General features: G+C 73.1%; 18 protein-coding genes. 8 read left to right on the top strand and 10 right to left on the bottom strand.

Features of this window, described 5'->3' with window-relative positions; translation table 11 throughout:
* The first annotated feature begins 80 nt into the window (after positions 1 to 80).
* Complete coding sequence (locus AB0C87_RS26940; RefSeq protein ID WP_345182738.1) at positions 81 to 1,091, top strand: DUF1259 domain-containing protein; 1,011 nt, start codon at positions 81 to 83, stop codon at positions 1,089 to 1,091.
* 99 nt (positions 1,092 to 1,190) lie between these two features.
* Here AB0C87_RS26940 and AB0C87_RS26935 read toward each other — a convergent pair whose 3' ends face one another.
* Together AB0C87_RS26935 and AB0C87_RS26930 are read right to left on the bottom strand one after the other, a co-directional pair.
* Positions 1,191 to 1,868 carry a hypothetical protein gene (locus AB0C87_RS26935; RefSeq protein ID WP_353831662.1) on the bottom strand — a complete coding sequence of 226 codons (678 nt, stop codon included), beginning with the start codon at positions 1,866 to 1,868 and terminating at the stop codon, positions 1,191 to 1,193.
* 262 nt (positions 1,869 to 2,130) lie between these two features.
* Positions 2,131 to 2,880 carry a hypothetical protein gene (locus tag AB0C87_RS26930; protein WP_353831663.1) on the bottom strand — a complete coding sequence of 250 codons (750 nt, stop codon included), beginning with the start codon at positions 2,878 to 2,880 and terminating at the stop codon, positions 2,131 to 2,133.
* Positions 2,881 to 3,247: 367 nt separating this feature from the next.
* Between AB0C87_RS26930 and ddaH the strand changes: the two genes are divergently transcribed.
* Positions 3,248 to 4,087: a dimethylargininase gene (gene ddaH, locus AB0C87_RS26925; RefSeq protein ID WP_345182742.1), complete on the top strand. Its 840-nt coding sequence runs from the start codon at positions 3,248 to 3,250 to the stop codon at positions 4,085 to 4,087.
* A 42-nt stretch (positions 4,088 to 4,129) separates the two neighbouring features.
* Here the strand turns inward: ddaH and AB0C87_RS26920 are convergent, their stop codons facing one another.
* Both AB0C87_RS26920 and AB0C87_RS26915 read right to left on the bottom strand, forming a co-directional pair.
* Positions 4,130 to 5,404, bottom strand: coding sequence for an MFS transporter (locus AB0C87_RS26920; RefSeq protein WP_345182743.1), 1,275 nt, complete (start codon positions 5,402 to 5,404; stop codon positions 4,130 to 4,132).
* Positions 5,405 to 5,434: 30 nt separating this feature from the next.
* Positions 5,435 to 6,007 carry an XRE family transcriptional regulator gene (locus AB0C87_RS26915; RefSeq protein ID WP_345182744.1) on the bottom strand — a complete coding sequence of 191 codons (573 nt, stop codon included), beginning with the start codon at positions 6,005 to 6,007 and terminating at the stop codon, positions 5,435 to 5,437.
* Between the two features lie 64 nt (positions 6,008 to 6,071).
* Between AB0C87_RS26915 and AB0C87_RS26910 the strand changes: the two genes are divergently transcribed.
* Together AB0C87_RS26910 and AB0C87_RS26905 are read left to right on the top strand one after the other, a co-directional pair.
* A complete protein-coding gene (locus AB0C87_RS26910) occupies positions 6,072 to 7,025 on the top strand; it encodes an NAD(P)/FAD-dependent oxidoreductase (protein ID WP_360580102.1) in 954 nt (317 codons plus the stop codon).
* Positions 7,026 to 7,174: 149 nt separating this feature from the next.
* A complete protein-coding gene (locus AB0C87_RS26905; protein WP_360580100.1) occupies positions 7,175 to 8,164 on the top strand; it encodes a hypothetical protein in 990 nt (329 codons plus the stop codon).
* A gap of 5 nt (positions 8,165 to 8,169) precedes the next feature.
* On the opposite strand, the gene AB0C87_RS26900 is transcribed toward AB0C87_RS26905, so the two are convergent.
* Positions 8,170 to 9,618, bottom strand: a complete 1,449-nt coding sequence (locus tag AB0C87_RS26900) for a wax ester/triacylglycerol synthase family O-acyltransferase (RefSeq protein WP_345182747.1) — start codon at positions 9,616 to 9,618, stop codon at positions 8,170 to 8,172.
* A gap of 256 nt (positions 9,619 to 9,874) precedes the next feature.
* Between AB0C87_RS26900 and AB0C87_RS26895 the strand changes: the two genes are divergently transcribed.
* Complete coding sequence (locus AB0C87_RS26895; protein ID WP_345182749.1) at positions 9,875 to 10,552, top strand: uracil-DNA glycosylase; 678 nt, start codon at positions 9,875 to 9,877, stop codon at positions 10,550 to 10,552.
* Positions 10,553 to 10,738: 186 nt separating this feature from the next.
* Here AB0C87_RS26895 and AB0C87_RS26890 read toward each other — a convergent pair whose 3' ends face one another.
* Complete coding sequence (locus AB0C87_RS26890) at positions 10,739 to 11,593, bottom strand: hypothetical protein (protein WP_345182750.1); 855 nt, start codon at positions 11,591 to 11,593, stop codon at positions 10,739 to 10,741.
* 133 nt (positions 11,594 to 11,726) lie between these two features.
* On the opposite strand from AB0C87_RS26890, the gene AB0C87_RS26885 reads away from it, so the two are divergent.
* A complete protein-coding gene (locus AB0C87_RS26885; RefSeq protein WP_345182751.1) occupies positions 11,727 to 12,512 on the top strand; it encodes a lysophospholipid acyltransferase family protein in 786 nt (261 codons plus the stop codon).
* 98 nt (positions 12,513 to 12,610) lie between these two features.
* Positions 12,611 to 13,768, top strand: coding sequence for a DUF5925 domain-containing protein (locus tag AB0C87_RS26880; protein WP_353831666.1), 1,158 nt, complete (start codon positions 12,611 to 12,613; stop codon positions 13,766 to 13,768).
* A gap of 12 nt (positions 13,769 to 13,780) precedes the next feature.
* On the opposite strand, the gene AB0C87_RS26875 is transcribed toward AB0C87_RS26880, so the two are convergent.
* Positions 13,781 to 14,962 carry an aminotransferase class I/II-fold pyridoxal phosphate-dependent enzyme gene (locus AB0C87_RS26875; RefSeq protein ID WP_345182753.1) on the bottom strand — a complete coding sequence of 394 codons (1,182 nt, stop codon included), beginning with the start codon at positions 14,960 to 14,962 and terminating at the stop codon, positions 13,781 to 13,783.
* A gap of 322 nt (positions 14,963 to 15,284) precedes the next feature.
* A complete protein-coding gene (locus AB0C87_RS26870) occupies positions 15,285 to 16,064 on the bottom strand; it encodes a DUF2470 domain-containing protein (protein WP_345182754.1) in 780 nt (259 codons plus the stop codon).
* Positions 16,065 to 16,130: 66 nt separating this feature from the next.
* On the opposite strand from AB0C87_RS26870, the gene rpsD reads away from it, so the two are divergent.
* Positions 16,131 to 16,736 carry a 30S ribosomal protein S4 gene (gene rpsD, locus AB0C87_RS26865; protein ID WP_353831668.1) on the top strand — a complete coding sequence of 202 codons (606 nt, stop codon included), beginning with the start codon at positions 16,131 to 16,133 and terminating at the stop codon, positions 16,734 to 16,736.
* A gap of 18 nt (positions 16,737 to 16,754) precedes the next feature.
* On the opposite strand, the gene AB0C87_RS26860 is transcribed toward rpsD, so the two are convergent.
* Both AB0C87_RS26860 and AB0C87_RS26855 read right to left on the bottom strand, forming a co-directional pair.
* Positions 16,755 to 17,252 (bottom strand): MarR family transcriptional regulator, encoded by a 498-nt coding sequence (locus tag AB0C87_RS26860; RefSeq protein ID WP_353831669.1) that lies wholly within the window; start codon positions 17,250 to 17,252, stop codon positions 16,755 to 16,757.
* Between the two features lie 113 nt (positions 17,253 to 17,365).
* Entirely contained in the window at positions 17,366 to 18,370 is a 1,005-nt protein-coding gene (locus AB0C87_RS26855) for a hypothetical protein (RefSeq protein ID WP_345182757.1), read from the bottom strand.
* Positions 18,371 to 18,384 lie beyond the last annotated feature (14 nt).

Here is an 18,384-nt window from a genome sequence, read left to right as displayed (position 1 = left end):
TGTAGCGATTCCATGATCTTCGCTCGCGTTCACGCTTGCCCGCGTCAGGGGAGAGCTTGGAACGAACGGGGGGAAAATTCATGATCATAATCAGTTCATCGGAAACGACGCGACGCAGGGCCCTCGGCCGGTTCTGCGGCGCCGCCGCGCTTCTCGCGGGCCTGGTCGCGACCGGGGTGGCGGCGCCCGCCGGCGCCGCCACGGCGGCGGCCCCGGACCCGGCGAGTCCACGGGCGGCGACGTCCCAGACCAGAACCGAGAACGGCCGGCTTCCGGTCAAGGCGATCGAGAAGATTCTGCAGGCCGACGGCCACGTCAGCAAAAGCGGGGTTCTCGAAGTCGACATCGACCGCACGGACCTCCATGTCATCGGGGGCAATCCCCCGGTGAGATTCAAGGACGGCTTCCAGATCCAGCACGAGCTGTTCTTCCAGTCGCTCGGGCACGGAAAGGCGATCCTCAACGGCGACCTGGCGCTGCGGCCCCAGGAGATCCAGCCGGTCATCGACTCGTTCATCGCGCACGGGCTCACGTTCCAGGCGCAGCACCAGCACCTGTACGACCTGCGGCCGATGGTGTGGTTCCTGCACTTCCGCGCGATCGGCAACCCGCTCCGGCTCGCCGGCGCCGCACGCGCCGCCATCGCCAAGACGTCCACGCCGCTGCCGCAGCACTCGCCGCCGCATCCCACGACCCCGCTTCCCGTGCGGAAGCTGGAGAGGATCCTCGGCGGGGACGCGACGGTCGGGGAGAACGGGATCGTCACGGTGACCGTGCAGCGCACCGACAGGATCAGGCTCGGCGGCGTGGTCGTCGACCCGGACCTCGGGGTGTCGACCAGCATCCAGTTCCAGCCGCTCAGGAAGGGCCGGGCGGCCGTCGTTCCGGACTTCTCGATGACGGCGAAGGAGACGCAGCCGGTCATCACGGTCATGCGCCGCCATCGCTGGGAGGTGGGCTGCCTCTACAACCAGGAGACCGACGAGCACCCGCAGCTGTACTTCTCGCACATGTACCGCGTCGGTGACCCCGTCACCCTCGCCCGGCAGATCCGCGAGGGGCTCGACCGCACGGCCGCCAAGCGCGCCTGACCGGCGGGCCACGGCATCCACGCTGAGAGCGCGGCCGGCGGCGGAACCTCCGCCGGCCGCGAGGTCCCTGGCGAGCGCGGTATGCAGCACCGGGCCCGGTCAGTCGGTCTTCTGCGGGATGAGCTGAAGGCGGATGTCGCCGTCATACGCGACGACGAACGTTGAGATCCGGGCCGTGCGAGCGTCGGGTCTCCAGGTCAACGGGACGAGGAAGAGGCGCCCGCCCGAGGCCAGAAGAAGTCGCAGGTTCTGGTAGCGGTGGCGGTAGGTGACCGATCTGCCGAAATCGGCGTGCAGCGTTTCGGGCGGAGCGTCGCTCAGCGGCTCCTTGGTGTAGAGGACGACCTCGGGAAGCTCGGCGAAGTCGCGGGCGTCGTCGTAGGCGCGGGCGACACCGACCTCGCCGGCAAGGCTGTTGGCCGCCCAGAACAGGCCCATCGCGACCACCGCGAACGCCACGTACCGTCCGCCGCGCTCCACGTCGGTCAGAGCCGGACGTTCTCGCCAACCGCCGTCCCCCGCTTGGCGGAACAGCCAGAACGCGTAGACCAGCGAAGGTACGCCGGCCGTCAGGCAGAGCGGCGTCACGCCGGGTGTCTCGTTCGCGGCGACCTTCGCCGACAGGACTCCGACCAGCGCCCTGCCGGTGAGCGCGAGCCCGGCCAGCGCCACGGTCAGCGCGATCCGGCGGGCGGCGCGCACCCGGTCCGGGAGCACCACGCCGCGCACGACCGCATGTCCGCCGAGACTCGCGAGCACGATCAGGAGGAGGAGCACTGCCGCCGGGTACGCCACCTCCACGCCGTAGAGCAGGAGTGTCTGGTTCCCGAGGTCGGTGAGTTGCAGATCAACGCCGAAGTAGCGGAACCGCTGGAGCGTGGCGACATAGCCGTACCAGATCAGGACGGCCGCGACGAGCGACGTCGGCGGGCCGAAGGTGCCGAGTGCGGAGAGTCGCTGCGTCCAGTCCGGCGCCGGTCCGGGATCGGGCTCCGGAGGGAGAGGCCTGCGCGCCCTCGCCAGCCGTTCGGATCGGCTCCTAGCACTGGCCGAGATTGCCCTCGCCTCCGTTCGGCGCCTCGGGGAAGGGCGTCCACTTGGTGCAGGCGTTCAGCGTCAGCGTCGTCTGCCAGGTCGCGCGCACCGGACGGTCGCCGGTCGCCCCGAGACCACCGCACGGCCCGGAAGAATCCGTGCACAGCTTCGAGAGCCGCCACGTGACCAGCACCGTATAGCGGGCGGGTCGTGGAATCTCTGGCCGGTCGGTGTACACGGGGGTGATCGCGCACGGGTCCGTGGGCGCGACCACCGTGTCCGGCGCACAGGGCTTGCGCGCCTGGATGCCCACCCCCGCGGCGCCCGTGCAGCTCGGAGCCGTCTCGTAGGTGACGGTCCCGAACCGGGACCGCGCCAGAACATCGTCGGACATGCCGCTGTCGGCGATCTGCACGGGCTCGCCCGACTGCGCGGCCGTGAAGCCCTCGATCCGCACGGGGTAAGGGCTCCAGACCATCTGGCACAGCGCGTCCGGTGTCCGGTTCTGGAGGGACGCTCCACTGCCGGTGCTCACCCGCGGCGTCGTCCAGGCGCGCGGCGACGGACCCACCGACGGCGGCCCGGTCGTGCCGCCGGTCGGCTGATCGGTCGCCGCCCCGGTCGCCGCCCCCGTCGCTGAGGGGGCGAGCGTCACGGGGTCGGCCCTTGGTCCTTTGTGCGATGAGCCGCCGCACGCCGTCAGCGTGGCCAGGCCGAACACCAGTGACACCACGGCTAAGGGACGCGAACCCATTTCCCCATTGTCGGAGAGTTCCCCCTGCTGGAGGAGGCCTTCATGCAGGCCGGACGCGGCCACCGCGCGCCATGCGCGCGTGAACCGGAGCCGCCCAGCCGGCCGGGAGGACCTCGCCTTTCTCATGCCGGTCGATCCGGGTCCGGGCGGCGGCACAACGGTGTGGTGGGCGCAGGTCCTGGAGGGCCGGGGATCGGCGGCCCGAGACCGGCGCGAGGGGGCCGACGCACGCAACGAATAGCGCGAATGAGACGGAAACGCGCAACGAACCGCCAGGTCAGAGCAACATCGGCGCATTGGATTGCGCGTGTCTGGTTCCTAGGCTTTCGCTGAGTCGTTTCCCCTTCGGATGTCCCTGGAGACACCTATGACCGTCATGCCGGCGATGGAGCCGACCGCCGTCCGGACCGCGCTGCGGCGGCACTACCTGATGTGCCGTCCGGACCACTTCGCCGTCACGTACGCGATCAACCCGTGGATGGACCCGGCGGCCGGGGCCGAGGCGGCGAAGGCCGTGGCGCAGTGGGAGGAACTGCGGGCGGCGTACCTCGCCCTCGGGCACGAGGTGAGCCTCATCGACCCGATCGAGGGGCTGCCCGACATGGTGTTCGCGGCCAACGGGGCCCTGGTGGTCGGCGGACGGGTGTACGGGGCGAAGTTCACGCACCCGGAGCGGTACGCGGAGGGTCCCGCGTACGCGAAGTGGATGCTGGAGAACGGCTTCTCCGAGCTGCTTGAGCCGCAGCACACGAACGAGGGCGAGGGCGACTTCCTCACGCTCGACCACGTCATCCTGGCCGGGACGGGGTTCCGCACGGAGATCGCCGCGCACCAGGAGGCGCAGGAGTTCCTCCGCCGCCCGGTGGTGACGCTCCGGCTCGTCGACCCGCGCTTCTACCACCTGGACACGGCGCTGTTCCCCCTCGGCGGCGACAACGTCGCGTACTTCCCCGGCGCGTTCTCCCCCGGCAGCCGGGCGGTGCTCAGGCGGCTGTTCCCGGACGCGATCCTCGCGAGCGAGGCGGACGCGGCGGTCCTCGGGCTCAACGCCGTCTGCGACGGGCGCAACGTCGTCATCAACGCCGAGGCGGTCGGGCTGATCGAGACGCTGCGGGAGCACGGGTACGAGCCGCTGCCGGTCGACCTGTCGGAGCTGCGCAAGGCGGGCGGCGGGCCGAAGTGCTGCACGCTGGAGCTCCGCTCCTGATCGGTGGAGAGCTCCGCTCCTGATCGGTGGGGAACCGCGTTCCTAGTCGGCCGGGGCGAGGCGGCGGCGGGCCAGGGCGCGGGTGCGCAGGACGCCCGTCACGCCGATCGCCCAGATGCCGATCTGGACGGTCCAGGCCGCCCGGAACGCTCCGGGCGTGAACTCACCTCCGGGTGACAGGGCGTCCAGGACCACCCCGATCAGCAGGATCGTGACGAGGGAGGCGACGAAGCCGCCGACGTTGACGATGCCGGTCGCGGTGCCCTGCCGTCCCGGCGGGTTGAACGTCCGGGCGTAGTCGAAGCCGATCATCGAGCCGGGGCCGCCGGGCGCGACGCACAGCACGAGCAGGACCAGCAGCCAGGGCGGCGCGGGCGGCGGCACGGCGAGGACGGCCGCCCACGCCGCCGCGTTGAGCGCGACGATGCCGAGGACGAGCCAGGACCGGCGCAGCGGGTAGCGGGCGACGAGCCGTCCGATGAACGGTCCGGACACGACGTTGACCAGCACGAAAAGCGTCAGCAGCGTGGAGGCGGTCGCGGGGCGCAGGCCCTGCCCGGATACCAGGTACGGGTAGCCCCACATCAGCGCGAAGGTGTTGGACGAGAACTGCGTGACGAAGTGCGACCAGAGGCCGAGGCGCGTGCCGGGGTGGCGGAACGCCTCGGCCAGGTTGGCGCCCGTCTCGCGCAGGGACGGGACGTCCGCGCGCCCGGGGCCGTCGCGCAGCACGGCGACGGCGAGCACCGCCATGAGGGCGCCGAGCGCGGCGGCGGAGCCGAACGCGGTGCCCCAGCCGGGGCCGTGCAGGAGGGCGACCAGGGGGATCGCGCTGAGCACCTGGCCGAGCTGGCCGAGCTGCCCGGTGAGCTGGGTCACGACCGGGACGTAGCGCCCGGGGAACCAGGTCGCGACGATGCCGAGGACGCTGATGAACGTCATGGCGTCGCCGGCGCCGACCATCACGCGGGCGGCGACGGCCGTCCCGACGCCGGTGGAGACGGCCATGAGCGCCTGGCCGCCGGCCATGAGCAGCGCGCCGCCGGCGACCATCCAGCGCGGGCCGACGCGGTCGAGCAGGAGCCCGACGGGGATCTGCAGGCCCGCGTACACGAGCAGCTGCAGGACGGTGAAGGACGCGAGGATCCCGGCGGACGCGTCGAAGCGGTGCGCCGCGTCCAGGCCGACGACGCCGAAGGACGTCCGGTGCAGTACCGCCACGGCGTAGGCGAGGACGCCGACGCTCCACAGCACCCACGCCGTGCGGGCGGGCTTCTTCCGGGCAGGGGCTTTCTGGGGAGTTTGGGCGGTCTGCACGTTTACTAAATTTATGTCACCCTTGCCGTCTCATGACCGGCGGGGCTTCGCGCGCAGGTGCATCCGCTCCCCCTGCGGCCCGAAAAGGCTGAGCACCTCGACCGGCCCGCCGTCGCCGCCGAACCAGTGCGGCAGCCGGGTGTCGAACTCGGCCGCCTCCCCCGGCTCCAGCACCATCTCGCGGCCGGCGAGGAAGAGGCGCAGGCGTCCGTTCAGCACGTACAGCCAGTCGTAGCCCTCGTGGGTCCGCGGCTCGGGCGGCGGGATCCGCTCGGGCACGACCATCTTGAACGCCTGGACGCCGCCGGGCCGCCTGGTGAGGGGGAGCACGACCATGTCGTGCATCCGCAGCGGCCGCGGCCTGATCCGCGGGTCGCCGACGGCGGGGGCGCCGACCAGCTCGTCCAGCGGGACCTGGTGGGCCTGGGCGAGCGGGAGCAGCAGCTCCAGGCTCGGCCGCCGCTTGCCCGACTCCAGCCGCGACAGCGTGCTGACCGAGATGCCGGTGGCCTCCGCGAGCGCGGCCAGCGTGACGTTGCGCTCCTGCCGCAGCCTCCTCAGCCGCGGCCCGACCCCGGCCAGGACCTCCTCGGTCGTCTCCATGCCCTCATTGCAGGATTGGCAACGAAGTTTGTCAAATCCGGAAGGCGCCGCGCACCCTCGGGGCATGACCGAACGAGACGTACTGATCATCGGTGGGGGGCCGTCCGGGCTGAGCGGCGCCCTCACCCTCGCCCGCGCCCGCCGCTCCGTCACCGTCGTCGACGCGGGCGAGCCGCGCAACGCCGGGGTCGACCACATGCACGGGTTCCTCACCCGGGACGGGATGCCGCCCGCCCGCCTGCTGGAGACCGGCCGCACCGAGGTGCGCGGCTACGGCGCCGAGATCGTCGAGGGGACGGTCGCCCGCGCCGAGAAGGGCGCCGAGGAGGGCTTCGTCCTCACCCTCGGCGACGGCACCCGGTTGCGGGGCCGCCGCCTACTGGTCACCACCGGCGTGACCGACGTCCTGCCGGACGTCCCCGGCCTGCGGGAGCGGTGGGGCCGCGAGGCGCAGATGTGCCCCTACTGCCACGGCTGGGAGGTCCGCGACCAGAGGATCGCCGTGCTGGGGACGTCCCCGAACTCCGTCCACCAGGCGCTGCTGCTGCGCCAGTGGTCGCCCGACGTGACGTTCGTCCCCGTCGCTCCCGGCGACGCCGCGCCCCCGGCGGGCGAGGACGCGGCGCGGCTGGCCGCGCGCGGCGTCCCCGTCGCGCCGAGCGGGGTGCGGCGCGTCGTCGTCGAGGACGACCGGCTCACCGGCCTGGAACTGGCCGACGGCTCGGTGCTCGGCTGCGACGCCGTGTTCCTCGCGCCGACGTGGGTCCCCAAGGCCGGGCCGCTGACCGACCTCGGCTGCGAGACCGGCGAGGACGGCTTCGTGAAGACCGACCCGACCGGGCGGACCAGCGTGCCCGGCGTGTGGGCGGCCGGCAACGTCGTCGTCCCGGCCGGCCAGGTCGTCATGGCGGCGGCGGCCGGGGCGATGGCCGGCGCGATGATCAACGCCGACCTGGTCGAGGAGGAGGTCGCCCGGGGAGTCAGTGTCGCAAAGTCCCGGCCCACTTCGCTCGCCTAGGGGCTCGCTACGTGACCGTGCCTGGGCGAACGCGGCATCGCTTCGCGATCTGCCCGGCTCCGCTCGCCTCCGGCTTCGCTCCACCGGCCAGGTCACGCGTTCGCGCTCATGGCCGAGGCCACCTCGAAACCCGTCCTAGGCTCGGGGGTGTGGCGGACGAGGAGGAGTGGCGGCGGGCGCGGGCGGAGCTGAACGCGGGCCGCGGACGGCTGGGCGAGGTCGCGGACGGGCTGTACCCGGACGTGCCGCGCGTCGCGGGGACCCCGCTGCTCTGCCGCGACGACTGGATCCCCGAGGCGCCGATCCCGCTGGAGGAGATCAGGCTGGAGTGGGACGCCCGTCCCGTCCCGGCCGCGATCGCCGACCCGGCCGACGGGCTCCCGGAGGGGTACCGGACGTACGCGGAGGCCGTCGCCGCCCTCGCCCCTCCGAAGGTGTTCGAGGACCGTCCGAGCTACCGGCTGGTCGCGGCCGAGCCGCCGGTGCTCCGGCTCGGCCCCGCCCGCTACTTCGACGCCGTCAACGTGGGCGAGTCGGTCGCCCACGAACTCGCGGCCGGGGTGGACGGGCTGCCGCTGCGCGACCGCGTCGGCGACCCGTGCGACCTGTCACGCAGGGCCGCGCTGCCCGCCGTCACCACGGTCACCGTGACGACGTCCGGGCGGTACGTCCTGCACCGGCGCGACGCGGCGAAGGTGGCGCACGCCGGCGGGCTCTTCCAGGTGATGCCGGTCGGGGTGTTCCAGCCGCTCGGTGACGAGCCGCCTGATCTGTGGCAGTGCATGGTTCGCGAGTACGCCGAGGAGCTTCTCGGCGCCGACGAGGACTACGGCGACGGCTTCGTCCAGGAGGACTGGCCTTTTCACCAGGCGATGACCGCCGCGCGCGACGGGGGCCGCCTCCGGGCGCACTTCCTGGGGCTCGGAGTGGACCCGTTGACGCTCGCGCTCGACCTGCTGACGGTCGTCGCCGTCGACGACGCGCTGTTCGGCGAGCTCTTCGGCGGCCTCGTCGCGGTCAACGACGAGGGCGAGGTGTCGATGGCGCCGTTCGACGGGGCCGTTCCCCGGCCGATGCAGCCGGCGGGGGCCGCCGCGCTGGGTCTGGCGCGGCGGCACCGGGCGGCCCTCGGGCTGTAGCGGCCTCATTCGCGGCAGAGCGAGCGCAGCTCGTCGAGCGCGTCCACCAGGTGGTCGATGATCTCCGAGGGGTCGGGGATGAGCTCGCGGCAGGCGACGATGCCGACGTCCACCTTCCCGTCGTAGGAGAACACGGTGATGTTCAGGCCGCCGCTGACGTCGGTGATGACCGAGATCGGATAGTAGGCGAGCACCTTCGCGCCGCACAGGTACAGCGGGAACTGCGGGCCGGGCACGTTGGAGATGACCAGGTTCACCGCGCGCAGCGACACCGCCGGCGCGGCCCGCAGCGCGAGCCGCGTGACCGCCCCGGCGAAGGGCGCCGGGAGCAGCCCGCTCATCTCCCGCACCCAGCCGCCCGACGTCCCGGTGAACCGCCGCTTGGCCAGCTCCATGTCGCGCTGGACGGCGGAGTACCGGTCGGCGGGGTCGGGCAGGTGCGTGGCCAGCGGCGTGGTCATGATCGAGACCTGGTTGCCCGGCTCCGCGGCCGCGCTCGCGCCGCGCCGCAGCGACACCGGGACGGCCGCGACCAGCGGGCGCTCGGGCAGGTCGCCGCGCTTGTCGAGCCACTGCCGCAGCGCCGTCGCGCACAGCGCCATGACCACGTCGTTGACGCTGCCGCCGAGGGTCCGCCGGATCTCCTTGATGTCGGCGAGCGGCAGCTCCCCGCAGGCGACCGCCCTGCGCCGCCCGATCGGGCGGTTGAACGGCGTCGGCGGCGCGCTGATCCGCGGCGCCCTCGGCAGCTCCGGGCGGCCCAGCACGCCCTGCATCCACGACGACATGAGCCCGACGCCCGGGACGGACGCCAGGCCCGGGACCTCGTCCAGGTACGGGGCCGTGCGCACCGCCGACACCGCCGACCGCACCGGGTGCAGCGCCGTCCGCAGCAGCCCCGTGCCGAGCATGCTCGCGGTGCCGGGCGCGCGGGCCGGGACGGTCTCGTCGGCCGGGAGCTCGCGGGGCTCGGGCGTCAGGTCGAGCAGCGCGGCGAGCGTCTCGGCGGCCATCACGCCGTCGACGGCCGCGTGGTGCACCTTCACGTAGACGGCCGTCCGGCCGCCGGCGAGGCCCTGGATGAGGACCATCTCCCACAGCGGGCGGGACCGGTCGAGCGGCTGCTCGTGGAGCATCGCGACCAGGTTGGCGAGCTGGCGGTCGCTGCCGGGCTCCGGCAGCCCGAACTCGGAGATGTGCCGCTCGGGCTCGAAGTCGGGGTCGTCCTCCCAGTACGGGTTGTCCAGGCCGAGCGGCACCTGGACGAGCCGCTGCCGCAGCGGCCGGGCCGCGAGGTGCGCGCGGGCGCGGATCAGCTCGGCGACGTGCGGGACGGTGAGCCGGCCGCCGGGGCAGGTCCCGGGGTCGACGATGCCGAGCCCGGCGATGTGGGCATGGGTCGTCGCGTTCTCGGCATGGAGGAAGGTGGCGTCCACCGTGGTCAGCTGGGTCATGCTCTCTCGTCCGTCCGCTCGTCCTGGGCCGGCTTACTCTTTAGGAGTTATGCGCTGGAAGTCCGCAGGTCAATGAAGGCCGCCAGGAAGTAACAGCGACTTAACGGGACGTTTCACCCAGTTCATCGACCACTTTTCGCGGCGCTGGAGAACATTTGCCCGTGTCCCGACCTGATGTGGTCAGAAAACTTCACAACATCGATCAAGCGGGCAATCGTTCACCGGCGCCAAGATCATCCCAGTAGGCTCGTACCCCATGACGGCACGACCACTCTCGGAGATCGTCGAGGCGGGATGGGCGGCCGCGCTGGCCCCCGTCGCCGGGACGATCGCCGCCGCGGGCGACTGGCTGCGCGCCGAGGTCGCCGCCGGGCGCCGCTACCTGCCCGCCGGGAACCACATCCTCCGCGCCTTCACCCAGCCGTTCGACGACGTGCGCGTCCTCATCATGGGGCAGGACCCCTACCCGACGCCCGGCCACCCGGTCGGCCTCAGCTTCTCGGTCGCCCCGGACGTCCGGCCGCTGCCCGGCAGCCTCGTCAACATCTTCCGCGAGTACGGCGACGACCTCGGCCACCCGCAGCCGTCCAACGGCGACCTCACCCCCTGGACGCGGCAGGGCGTCTGCCTGCTCAACAGGTCGCTGACCGTCATGCCGGGCAAGCCGGGCTCGCACCGCAACAAGGGCTGGGAGGAGGTCACCGAGCAGGCCATCCGCGCCCTCGCCGCCCGGGACCGCCCCCTCGTCGCCATCCTGTGGGGCCGCGACGCCCGCAACCTCAAGCCGCTGCTCGGCCGCGTCCCCTGCGTCGAGTCGGCCCACCCGAGCCCCATGTCGGCCGACCGCGGCTTCTTCGGCTCCCGCCCCTTCTCCCGCGCCAACCAGTTGCTGGAACAGCAGGGCGCCGCCCCGGTCGACTGGAAGCTGCCGTAACCCCAGGGGGCGACCCCCTGGAACCCCCGTTACGAGCCGGGCGATCCTTACGCCACGGTGCGGGTTTCCGTGCCCGTGCGGTCTGGTGTCGTGTCGCTGCGGTCGCCCGGCTCGGCGGGTCGTGCGACCTCCAGGCGCCAGAGCGCCTTCCGGCCACCCGACCCGCGCCCGTGGCTGAGGCCTAGCTCATTCCTTGGGGAGCTTGCGGAGGAAGAGGGCGAACTCGCCGGCGCCCTCGGCCGCGTCCGGGGAGAGGGGGGTGAGGCGGCGCTCGCCGTGGCTCCAGTAGACGCCGGGGGCGCAGGGGTCGTCGGCGTTGGCGTGCATCTCCCGGACGACGTCGGCGAAGACGGGCAGGACCTCGCGGACGGCCGTGGAGGTGATCGGGTACAGCAGCAGCGTGCTGTGGCAGGGGACCCCGACGAGGGCGCCGTGCTCGTTCGGCCACGGGACGAACTGGTGGACCTCGCTGAGCAGCGCCGACACGTAGCGGCTGCCGGGCTTGCCGACGACGCGGACGTTGCGGCCCGGCAGGAGCGGCTGGTCGTGCACGGACACGTCGGCCAGCTCGCGGTCGTGGGTGTTCGTCATCACGTAGCCGAGCTTGTGCAGGCCGAGCAGGCCCGCGCGGGCCTTGGTGAGGGGGCCGCCGTAGCGGGGGTGCTCGATCATCACCATGGCGTCGAAGTGGTCGCCGGCGGGGACGACGACGAGGCCCTCGCGGTCGCGGGGGTCGAGCTTCGGCACGATGCGCAGGCGCAGCAGCTCCCGGACGTCGCCGAACAGCTCCATCTCACCGACGGCGAGGAACGCGCGGTCGCCGACCTCGCGGACCCACTCGTCCACCACCTTCGGCCACGCCGAGCGCGGCTCGCGGGCGCAGCGCTCCAGCACCGTCCAGCTGGAGGCGCGCGCCTCCGACCGGCCCACGGGCAGCACCACCTCGGAGGTGCCGTGATCGAACCAGGCGCTGGGCGCCAGGGCGGGCAGCACGTCGCGGATGAGCGCGTGCACGTCCGCCGCCGCGTCCAACGGTTCCATGGGGCTCATCCTCCCTCAGCATTCGGCGGATCAGTTGCACACCCACCTTCTCAGAGTTGGGCCCGGTTGTGCGATGCATCGCGATCCCCGCCTCGCACTCGCTGATCAGGAGTTGCTCAAGTACGGTGCCTACATGCGCGAACTCGTGTACCCACCGGTGATCAAGACGGCTCTCGGCGTGTTCAAGGCCCTGAACATCAGAATCCGTCTGGAGGGGACCGACCAGATCCCCAGTACCGGCGGTGCGGTGCTCGTCAGCAACCACGTCAGCTACCTGGACTTCATCTTCGCGGGCCTCGCCGCGCACCCGGCCGGCCGGCTGGTGCGGTTCATGGCGAAGAAGGAGATCTTCGACCACCGGATCGGCGGCCCGCTGATGCGCGGCATGCACCACATCCCGGTGGACCGCGACGCGGGCGCCTCCTCCTACGCGGCGGCGCTCAAGGCGCTGCGGGGCGGGGAGATCGTCGGGGTGTTCGCCGAGGCGACGATCAGCCGCTCGTTCACGGTGAAGGACATCAAGAGCGGCGCGGTGCGGATGGCGGTGGCGTCCAAGACCCCACTCGTCCCGGTCGCGATCTGGGGCCCGCAGCGGTTGTGGACCAAGGGCCGCAAGCGCCGGCTGTTCCAGCGCAACGTGCCGGTGACGATCATCGTCGGCGAGCCCATGCACCCCAAGCGCGGCGACGACTACGAGCAGGTCACCCGGGATCTGCACGCCCGGATGGCGGAGCTGCTGGAGAAGGCGCAGCGCGAGTACCCCGACGTCCCGCGCTCGGACGAGACGTGGTGGCAGCCCGCCTACCTCGGCGGCACGGCGCCGACGCCGGAGGAGGCCGAGAAGCTCGACCTGGAGGAGGCCGAGGCGCGCAAGGCCGCCCACGCGGAGCGCGAGGCCCGGGAGGGCGGCGGCTCCTGACCCGCCCCGGGCCCCGACGAGCGGGCCCGACCGCGGTGCGCGGCGCGTCCGGCTAAATCGGTGGACGCGGCGCGCCGCGGGGCGTGATCATCGGTGTCATGACCATGTCGCAGGAGAAGCCGCAGGAGGTCCTGCATCTGATCGAGCCCCGGGAAGGCGCCGAAGCGCCGGAGCCCGCGCTGCCCGTGGTCTTCAACCTGTCCGACAACAACTCCCCCGCCGACGTGATGGACGTGCTGTCGCTGCGCCCCTTCGCGTCCGGGGAGCAGCCCTGGTCGCGGTCGACGCGGCTGGAGAACGTCCGGACGGAGGCGCCGCTGCGCCCGGACGGCGCCAGGCTCGTGCGGGTCGCGCACGAGAAGGGCAAGGAGTCGGTGCTCGCCGAGGGCGACGGCTGGACGCTGCTGAGCAACCGGTGGAAGAGCGGCATCGCCTACGTCGCGGTGTCCGCGGTGACCGACGAGCTCGCCGAGACCGTGCTCGCGGCGTCGGTGAAGGACGCGACCGAGCCGCCGAAGGTGGACGAGACCAGCGTCGAGATGGGCTTCTGGCACATGGGGGCGCACGGCCCCGTCCGCAGCGAGCGCGCCATCACCGCCGACGCGTGGGAGGACATCCGGCGCAACTACACCGCGCCGGTCGCCGACGCGCTCGACGCGGTGATGAAGCTCACCCGCGAGGAGGTCTCCGGACGGCTGCTGCTCCTGCACGGGCCGCCCGGCACCGGCAAGACCACCGCGCTGCGCGCCCTCGCCCGCTCCTGGAACGACTGGTGCCAGTCCGACTGCGTCCTCGACCCCGAGGCGCTGTTCGGCACGCCCAGCTACCTGATGGAGGTCGCGGTCGGCGACGACGAGGACGAGAACCGCCGCTGGCGGCTGCTCATCCTGGAGGACTGCGACGAGCTGATCCGCGGCGAGGCCAAGCAGTCGACGGGCCAGGGCCTGTCGCGGCTGCTGAACCTCACCGACGGGATGCTCGGCCAGGGCCGGGACGTGCTGGTGGCCATCACCACCAACGAGGACCTCGCCATGCTGCACCCGGCGGTGGTCCGTCCCGGCCGCTGCCTCGCCCAGATCGAGGTGGGCCGGCTCACCCGCGCGGAGTCGCTCGCCTGGCTGGACGGCACGGACGTGCCCGGCGCGGAGATCGGCGCCGACGGCGCGACGCTCGCCGAGCTGGCCGCGCTGCGCAAGGGCGAGAAGCGTCCCGAGGGTCAGGACGCCCCCGCCACCGCGACCGGCTTCTACCTCTAGGGCGTCTCCTTTCTAGGCGGCCTTCCGCAGGGCCTGCTCGATGTCGGCCCAGAGGTCGTCCGGGTGTTCGAGGCCGACGGCGAGGCGCACCGTTCCCTCGCCGATGCCGGCGGCGGCGAGGGCCGCGGCGTCCAGCTGCCGGTGGGACGTGCTGGCCGGGTGCATGACCAGGGTCGCGATGTCGCCGAGCGACGGGCCGAGCGAGACCAGCTCGACGGCCTCGGAGAAGGTCCGGCCCGCGTCCCGGCCGCCGGCCAGCTCGAACGCGAGGACGCCGCCGGCGCCGTCCGGCAGCAGCCGCCGGGCGATCTCGTGCTGCGGGTGGTCCTCAAGCCCCGGGTAGTGGACGCGGGCGACCGACGGGTGACCGGCCAGGCGCCGGGCGATGTCGAGGGCGGACTCGCTCTGCCGGGCCACGCGCAGCGGCATCGTGGCGAGGCCCCGGACGGTCAGCCAGGCGGCGAACGGGTCGGGGGTGGAGCCCAGCTCGACGGCGTGCTCCCAGACCCGCCGGTGGACGGCCGGGTCGGCGAAGACGGCGGCGCCGCCGATGGTGTCGCCGTGGCCGCCGAGGTACTTCGTCGTGGAGTGGACGACGATGTCGGCCCCGTGCTCGATGGGCCTGCACAGGAGCGGGACGAAGGTGTTGTCGACGACGGTCAGCACGCCCGTCCCGCGGACGGCCTCGGTGAGCGCGGGCAGGTCCGTCACGTGGGTGGTGGGGTTGGCGACGGTCTCCAGGTAGAGGATCCTCGTCGTGTCGCGGAGCGCGTCCCGCACCTCGGCCGGGTCGTCGCCGGAGACGAACGTGACCTCCACGCCCCACCGCGCGGCGAGGTCCTGGAGCAGCGCGTGGGTTCCGCCGTAGAGGGCGGCCTGCGCGACGACGTGGTCACCGCTGCGGAGCAGGCCCGTCAGCACCGCGTTGACCGCGCCCATGCCCGACCCGGTGGCGAGCGTGCCCGCCCCGCCTTCGAGTTCGGTGAGCGACTGCTCCAGGGCGCGGACGGTCGGGTTGGCCATCCGGGCGTAGAAGAACGCCTGGTCGGGGCCCTGGAACGCGGCGGCCAGCGCGTCGGAGGCGTCGAAGGAGAACAGGTGGCCCTGGTAGATGGGGACGCCGAGCGGGCGGCTGCCCTCGGGCACGATCACGGGCGGGTGCACGGCTCGGGTCTGCGGGTGATGTGCGGTCATGCTCCCAGCGTGCGGCGGGATCGGCGCGGCGGAAACGGCCAATCGCGACCAGTGGCCCGGTGCGCCCCCTTGCTCATGCTCGTGCTCGCACCGCGCCGGACCACCGGCCCGGCCGAAGGCGCCGCGTCCCCGGCCGGCCGGTACCGTCTCGCCGCCGGCCCGCCCACCCCGCAGGGGCGAACCGGCGGTCGAGGCCGTCCGGCCGGGGAATGAAGCGGCGTCCTCGACCGGAGACTCGATCATCGCCCGCGCGGGGGCCCGCCCGCCATCCGGGAGATCACTGGCATTCGGCGGGGTTTGTACGTACCGCCTCCCCCGCGCACTACGGGGTCGCCCGGGCGAACAGCCTCCGGTACACGCTCCGCAGACCGTGGAGATCACTGACGGGCTCGGCGAACGGGAGCCGCACGTCGAGCGAGGACGGCGCGTCCGGCGGCGGCGCCGGGCAGCGCAGCCACATGCCGTACCGGTCGAGCCCGAGCGGCCGGACGGGTCCGGGCGGGACCGATTCCGGCAGCAGCCGCGGCAGTTCGGCGCGGTGGGCGGAGTCCAGGTGCGTCAGGATGCCCGCCTCGACGGCGACGAACGGGTCGGGCGCGGCGCCGGCGTACTCCTCCGGCTCCAGGATGGCGCTCCCCCAGGCGTCGTCGACCTCCACCTGGGCGACGTCGAGGGCGAGGACCGTCCATTCGCGGCCGTCCCGCCCGGCGCCGAGGTCGAGCAGTTCGGGACGCGGGTGCGCGTGGGAGAGGCGCAGCGCGGCGGCGCGCAGCTCTCCGTCCGGCACCTCGCCCAGCCAGCCGTGCAGCCAGGCCCGGCCGCGGACGCGGTCCGGCAGCGGCACCGGCGCGACGTCGCTGATCCGCAGCGTGGCGGGCACGTCGTCCTCGCCGGCCAGGGCCGCGGCGATGGGCGCGTCCGCCCGGACGAGCAGCAGCGGCCGGCCGTCCCGGTCGGTGGTGTGCGCCGGGACGGGGGCGTGGGGCACGCCCGGCGCGACGAGCACGCCGTCCGCGACGCCGTAGGCGAGGGTCCGCGCGCGCTCCGCCGCCGTGGGGCCCTGGATGGTGTGCGTGGCCTGCGTGGTCTCCGCTCGCGGCACCGTGCCTCCTTGACGTCTCAGGTTAGGCTTACCTAACTTAGGATTACCTAACCATCAAGGAGCGTGATGAACAACCCCCGTCCCAAGGTGCGGCTCTCCCGGGCCCTCGGCATCCCGCTGACGCCGAAGAGCGTGAAGTACTTCGAGGCGCGCCCCTACCCGCCCGGCGTGCACGGCCGCGCCCGCAAGCAGGAGAGCGACTACAAGGTCCGGCTGCGCGAGAAGCAGCGGCTCCGCGCGCAGTACAACATCCGGGAGGCGCAGCTCCGCAACGCCTTCGACAAGGCCGCCCGGACGGGCGGCAAGACCGGCGAGGCCCTGCTCGTCGACCTCGAACGCCGGCTGGACGCACTCGTCCTGCGCGCCGGCTTCGCCCGGACGATCTACCAGGCCCGCCAGTTCGTCGTGCACCGCCACGTGCTGGTGAACGGCCGCCGCGTGGACCGCCCGTCCTACCAGCTGCGGCCCGGCGACGTCATCACGGTGGCCGAGCGGAGCCGCGCGATGGTCCCGTTCCAGGTCGCGGCGGCCGGCGGTCACGCCGCCGAGGTCCCGCCCTACCTGGAGGTCCGGCACGACGCCCTCGCCGCCCGGCTCGCCCGGCTGCCGGAGCGCGCCGAGATCCCGATCCTCTGCGACGAGCAGCTCGTCGTCGAGCACTACTCCCGCTAGCGGACGCTCGGCGCCGTGCTAGCGCAGGTCGCCGAGTTCCTCGCGGGCGGTGGTGCGCAGGACGCGCAGCGCGTCCACGAGGACGCGGCGCTGCTCCTCGGTCAGAGGGCCCGCGAAGTGCGCGCGGAGCGTCTCGGCATGCACCCGCAGGGCCTCGTCCAGCTTCGCCCGCCCGGCCGGGGTCAGCGCCACGTTCTGGCGGCGCCGGTCGTCCGGGGCCGGCTCCCGGCGGACGAGCCCGGCCTCCTCCATCCGGTCGACGATGCGGGTCATGCCGCCGCTGGTCAGGATCAGCTCGCCGGCCAGCCCGCCCATCGACACCGCGCAGTCGCCGCCCTCGCCGGACAGCCTCAGCAGCACCTCGAAGACCGCGTGCCGGATGCCGCAGCGGCGCTCCAGCTCCCGGCCGGCGATCCGCTCCAGCACCGACGCCGCGCCCAGCAGCGCGCCGAACTCGTGCACCAGCGCGTCCGGGACGGCCGTGCCCTGCCCGTCCTGCTCCGTCACGATCGCCATGATGCCCCCGTCTCCGTCCGGCCGCCCGCCGGCCGCGCGACACCGTCGCAGGCATAACGCGCGAGCGCCCCGCACGGCTTCCGTGCCGGGGCGCTCGCTCGGGCCTCGCGGGCTCAGTTCTTCGGCTTGCCGCTCTTCTCCGCCGCGGGCGACTTCGACGCGCCCCCGCCCGGAACGGCCGGCAGCTGGTTCTGCTGGTTCTGGTTCTGGTCGTTGACGCCCGACGCGTACTGCTTGGTGACCTTCCACTTCCCGTCGATCTTGGCCAGGGCGAGGCGGAGCAGCGTCGCCGGGGCCGCGGTCGCGCCGTCCTTGGTCCGGACGTCGATGTCGACCATGACGACGGCCGTGGCGAACCTGCCGTCCACGCTGCCCACGAAGACCTGGTTCGTCTTGGACGTCAGCGACAGCTCGGGGTTGCTCTTGAACGTCTCGCCGAGGCTGGGCAGCGTGGTGTTCTTGAAGCTCTCCAGCAGGTCGCCGCCCATGAGCTTCTGGGCCTTGTCCATCTGCGTCTGGTAGTTCTGCGCGTTGTAGTTGAGCGCGACGTCGCCGTAGGCGGACGCCACCTCGCTCACCGCGTCCCGCTCGTCCTGCTTCGACGACAGGGAGCTCGCGCTCGTCCACTGCCAGATCGCCAGGCTCGCCAGCAGCGCGACAAGGACGACCACCACGACCGCCTGCACCATGCCGAGACCGAAGACGCCCGGCCGGTCCGAAGAGGACGCCGAGGCGCTCGGACGTGCCGGGGCCTTCTTCGGCGTCTCCTCCTCCTCGACCTCGTCCTCCGGCGGTTCGAGGCGGGTCGGGCGCGGCCTGGGCCTGGCGGCGGGCTTGGCGGGGGCCTTGGCCGCGGGCTTCGCCGCCGGCCTGGCCGGACGGGCCGGAGCCTCGTCCGGGGCCTCCTCGTCCTCGGCGTCGAGCGCCTCCAGAACCTCGTCGAGGTCCTCGTCGTCGATGACCTCGATGACCCGCACCCGGCGCTTGCGCCTGGCGGCGGGCCGGGCGGGCCGCTCGGCGGCCTCCGGCTCCGCGGCCTCGGCCGTCTCGGGCGCCGCCTCCTCGGCCGGGACCGCCTCGACCTCGTCGGACCCGCCCTTGGTGGTCTTGGCTGTCACTTCGGATACTCCTC

It is taken from the genome of Actinomadura sp. NPDC048021, assembly GCF_040653135.1.
GTDB classification, from domain to species: Bacteria; Actinomycetota; Actinomycetes; order Streptosporangiales; family Streptosporangiaceae; genus Spirillospora; species Spirillospora verrucosospora.
The sequence above is the reverse complement of the archived record's forward strand: the minus strand, read 5'-3'. Positions and strand labels throughout refer to the sequence as shown.

Excerpts from the sequence above, each read along its gene's own strand:
- AB0C87_RS26880 (WP_353831666.1), top strand. The coding sequence starts at position 12,611 with ATGACCATGTCGCAGGAGAAGCCGCAGGAGGTCCTGCATCTGATCGAG.
- rpsD (WP_353831668.1), top strand. The coding sequence starts at position 16,131 with ATGAACAACCCCCGTCCCAAGGTGCGGCTCTCCCGGGCCCTCGGCATC.
- AB0C87_RS26860 (WP_353831669.1), bottom strand. The coding sequence starts at position 17,252 with ATGGCGATCGTGACGGAGCAGGACGGGCAGGGCACGGCCGTCCCGGAC.
- ddaH (WP_345182742.1), top strand. The coding sequence starts at position 3,248 with ATGACCGTCATGCCGGCGATGGAGCCGACCGCCGTCCGGACCGCGCTG.
- AB0C87_RS26895 (WP_345182749.1), top strand. The coding sequence starts at position 9,875 with ATGACGGCACGACCACTCTCGGAGATCGTCGAGGCGGGATGGGCGGCC.
- AB0C87_RS26910 (WP_360580102.1), top strand. The coding sequence starts at position 6,072 with ATGACCGAACGAGACGTACTGATCATCGGTGGGGGGCCGTCCGGGCTG.
- AB0C87_RS26875 (WP_345182753.1), bottom strand. The coding sequence starts at position 14,962 with ATGACCGCACATCACCCGCAGACCCGAGCCGTGCACCCGCCCGTGATC.
- AB0C87_RS26885 (WP_345182751.1), top strand. The coding sequence starts at position 11,727 with ATGCGCGAACTCGTGTACCCACCGGTGATCAAGACGGCTCTCGGCGTG.
- AB0C87_RS26900 (WP_345182747.1), bottom strand. The coding sequence starts at position 9,618 with ATGACCCAGCTGACCACGGTGGACGCCACCTTCCTCCATGCCGAGAAC.
- AB0C87_RS26940 (WP_345182738.1), top strand. The coding sequence starts at position 81 with ATGATCATAATCAGTTCATCGGAAACGACGCGACGCAGGGCCCTCGGC.
- AB0C87_RS26915 (WP_345182744.1), bottom strand. The coding sequence starts at position 6,007 with ATGGAGACGACCGAGGAGGTCCTGGCCGGGGTCGGGCCGCGGCTGAGG.
- AB0C87_RS26930 (WP_353831663.1), bottom strand. The coding sequence starts at position 2,880 with ATGGGTTCGCGTCCCTTAGCCGTGGTGTCACTGGTGTTCGGCCTGGCC.
- AB0C87_RS26890 (WP_345182750.1), bottom strand. The coding sequence starts at position 11,593 with ATGGAACCGTTGGACGCGGCGGCGGACGTGCACGCGCTCATCCGCGAC.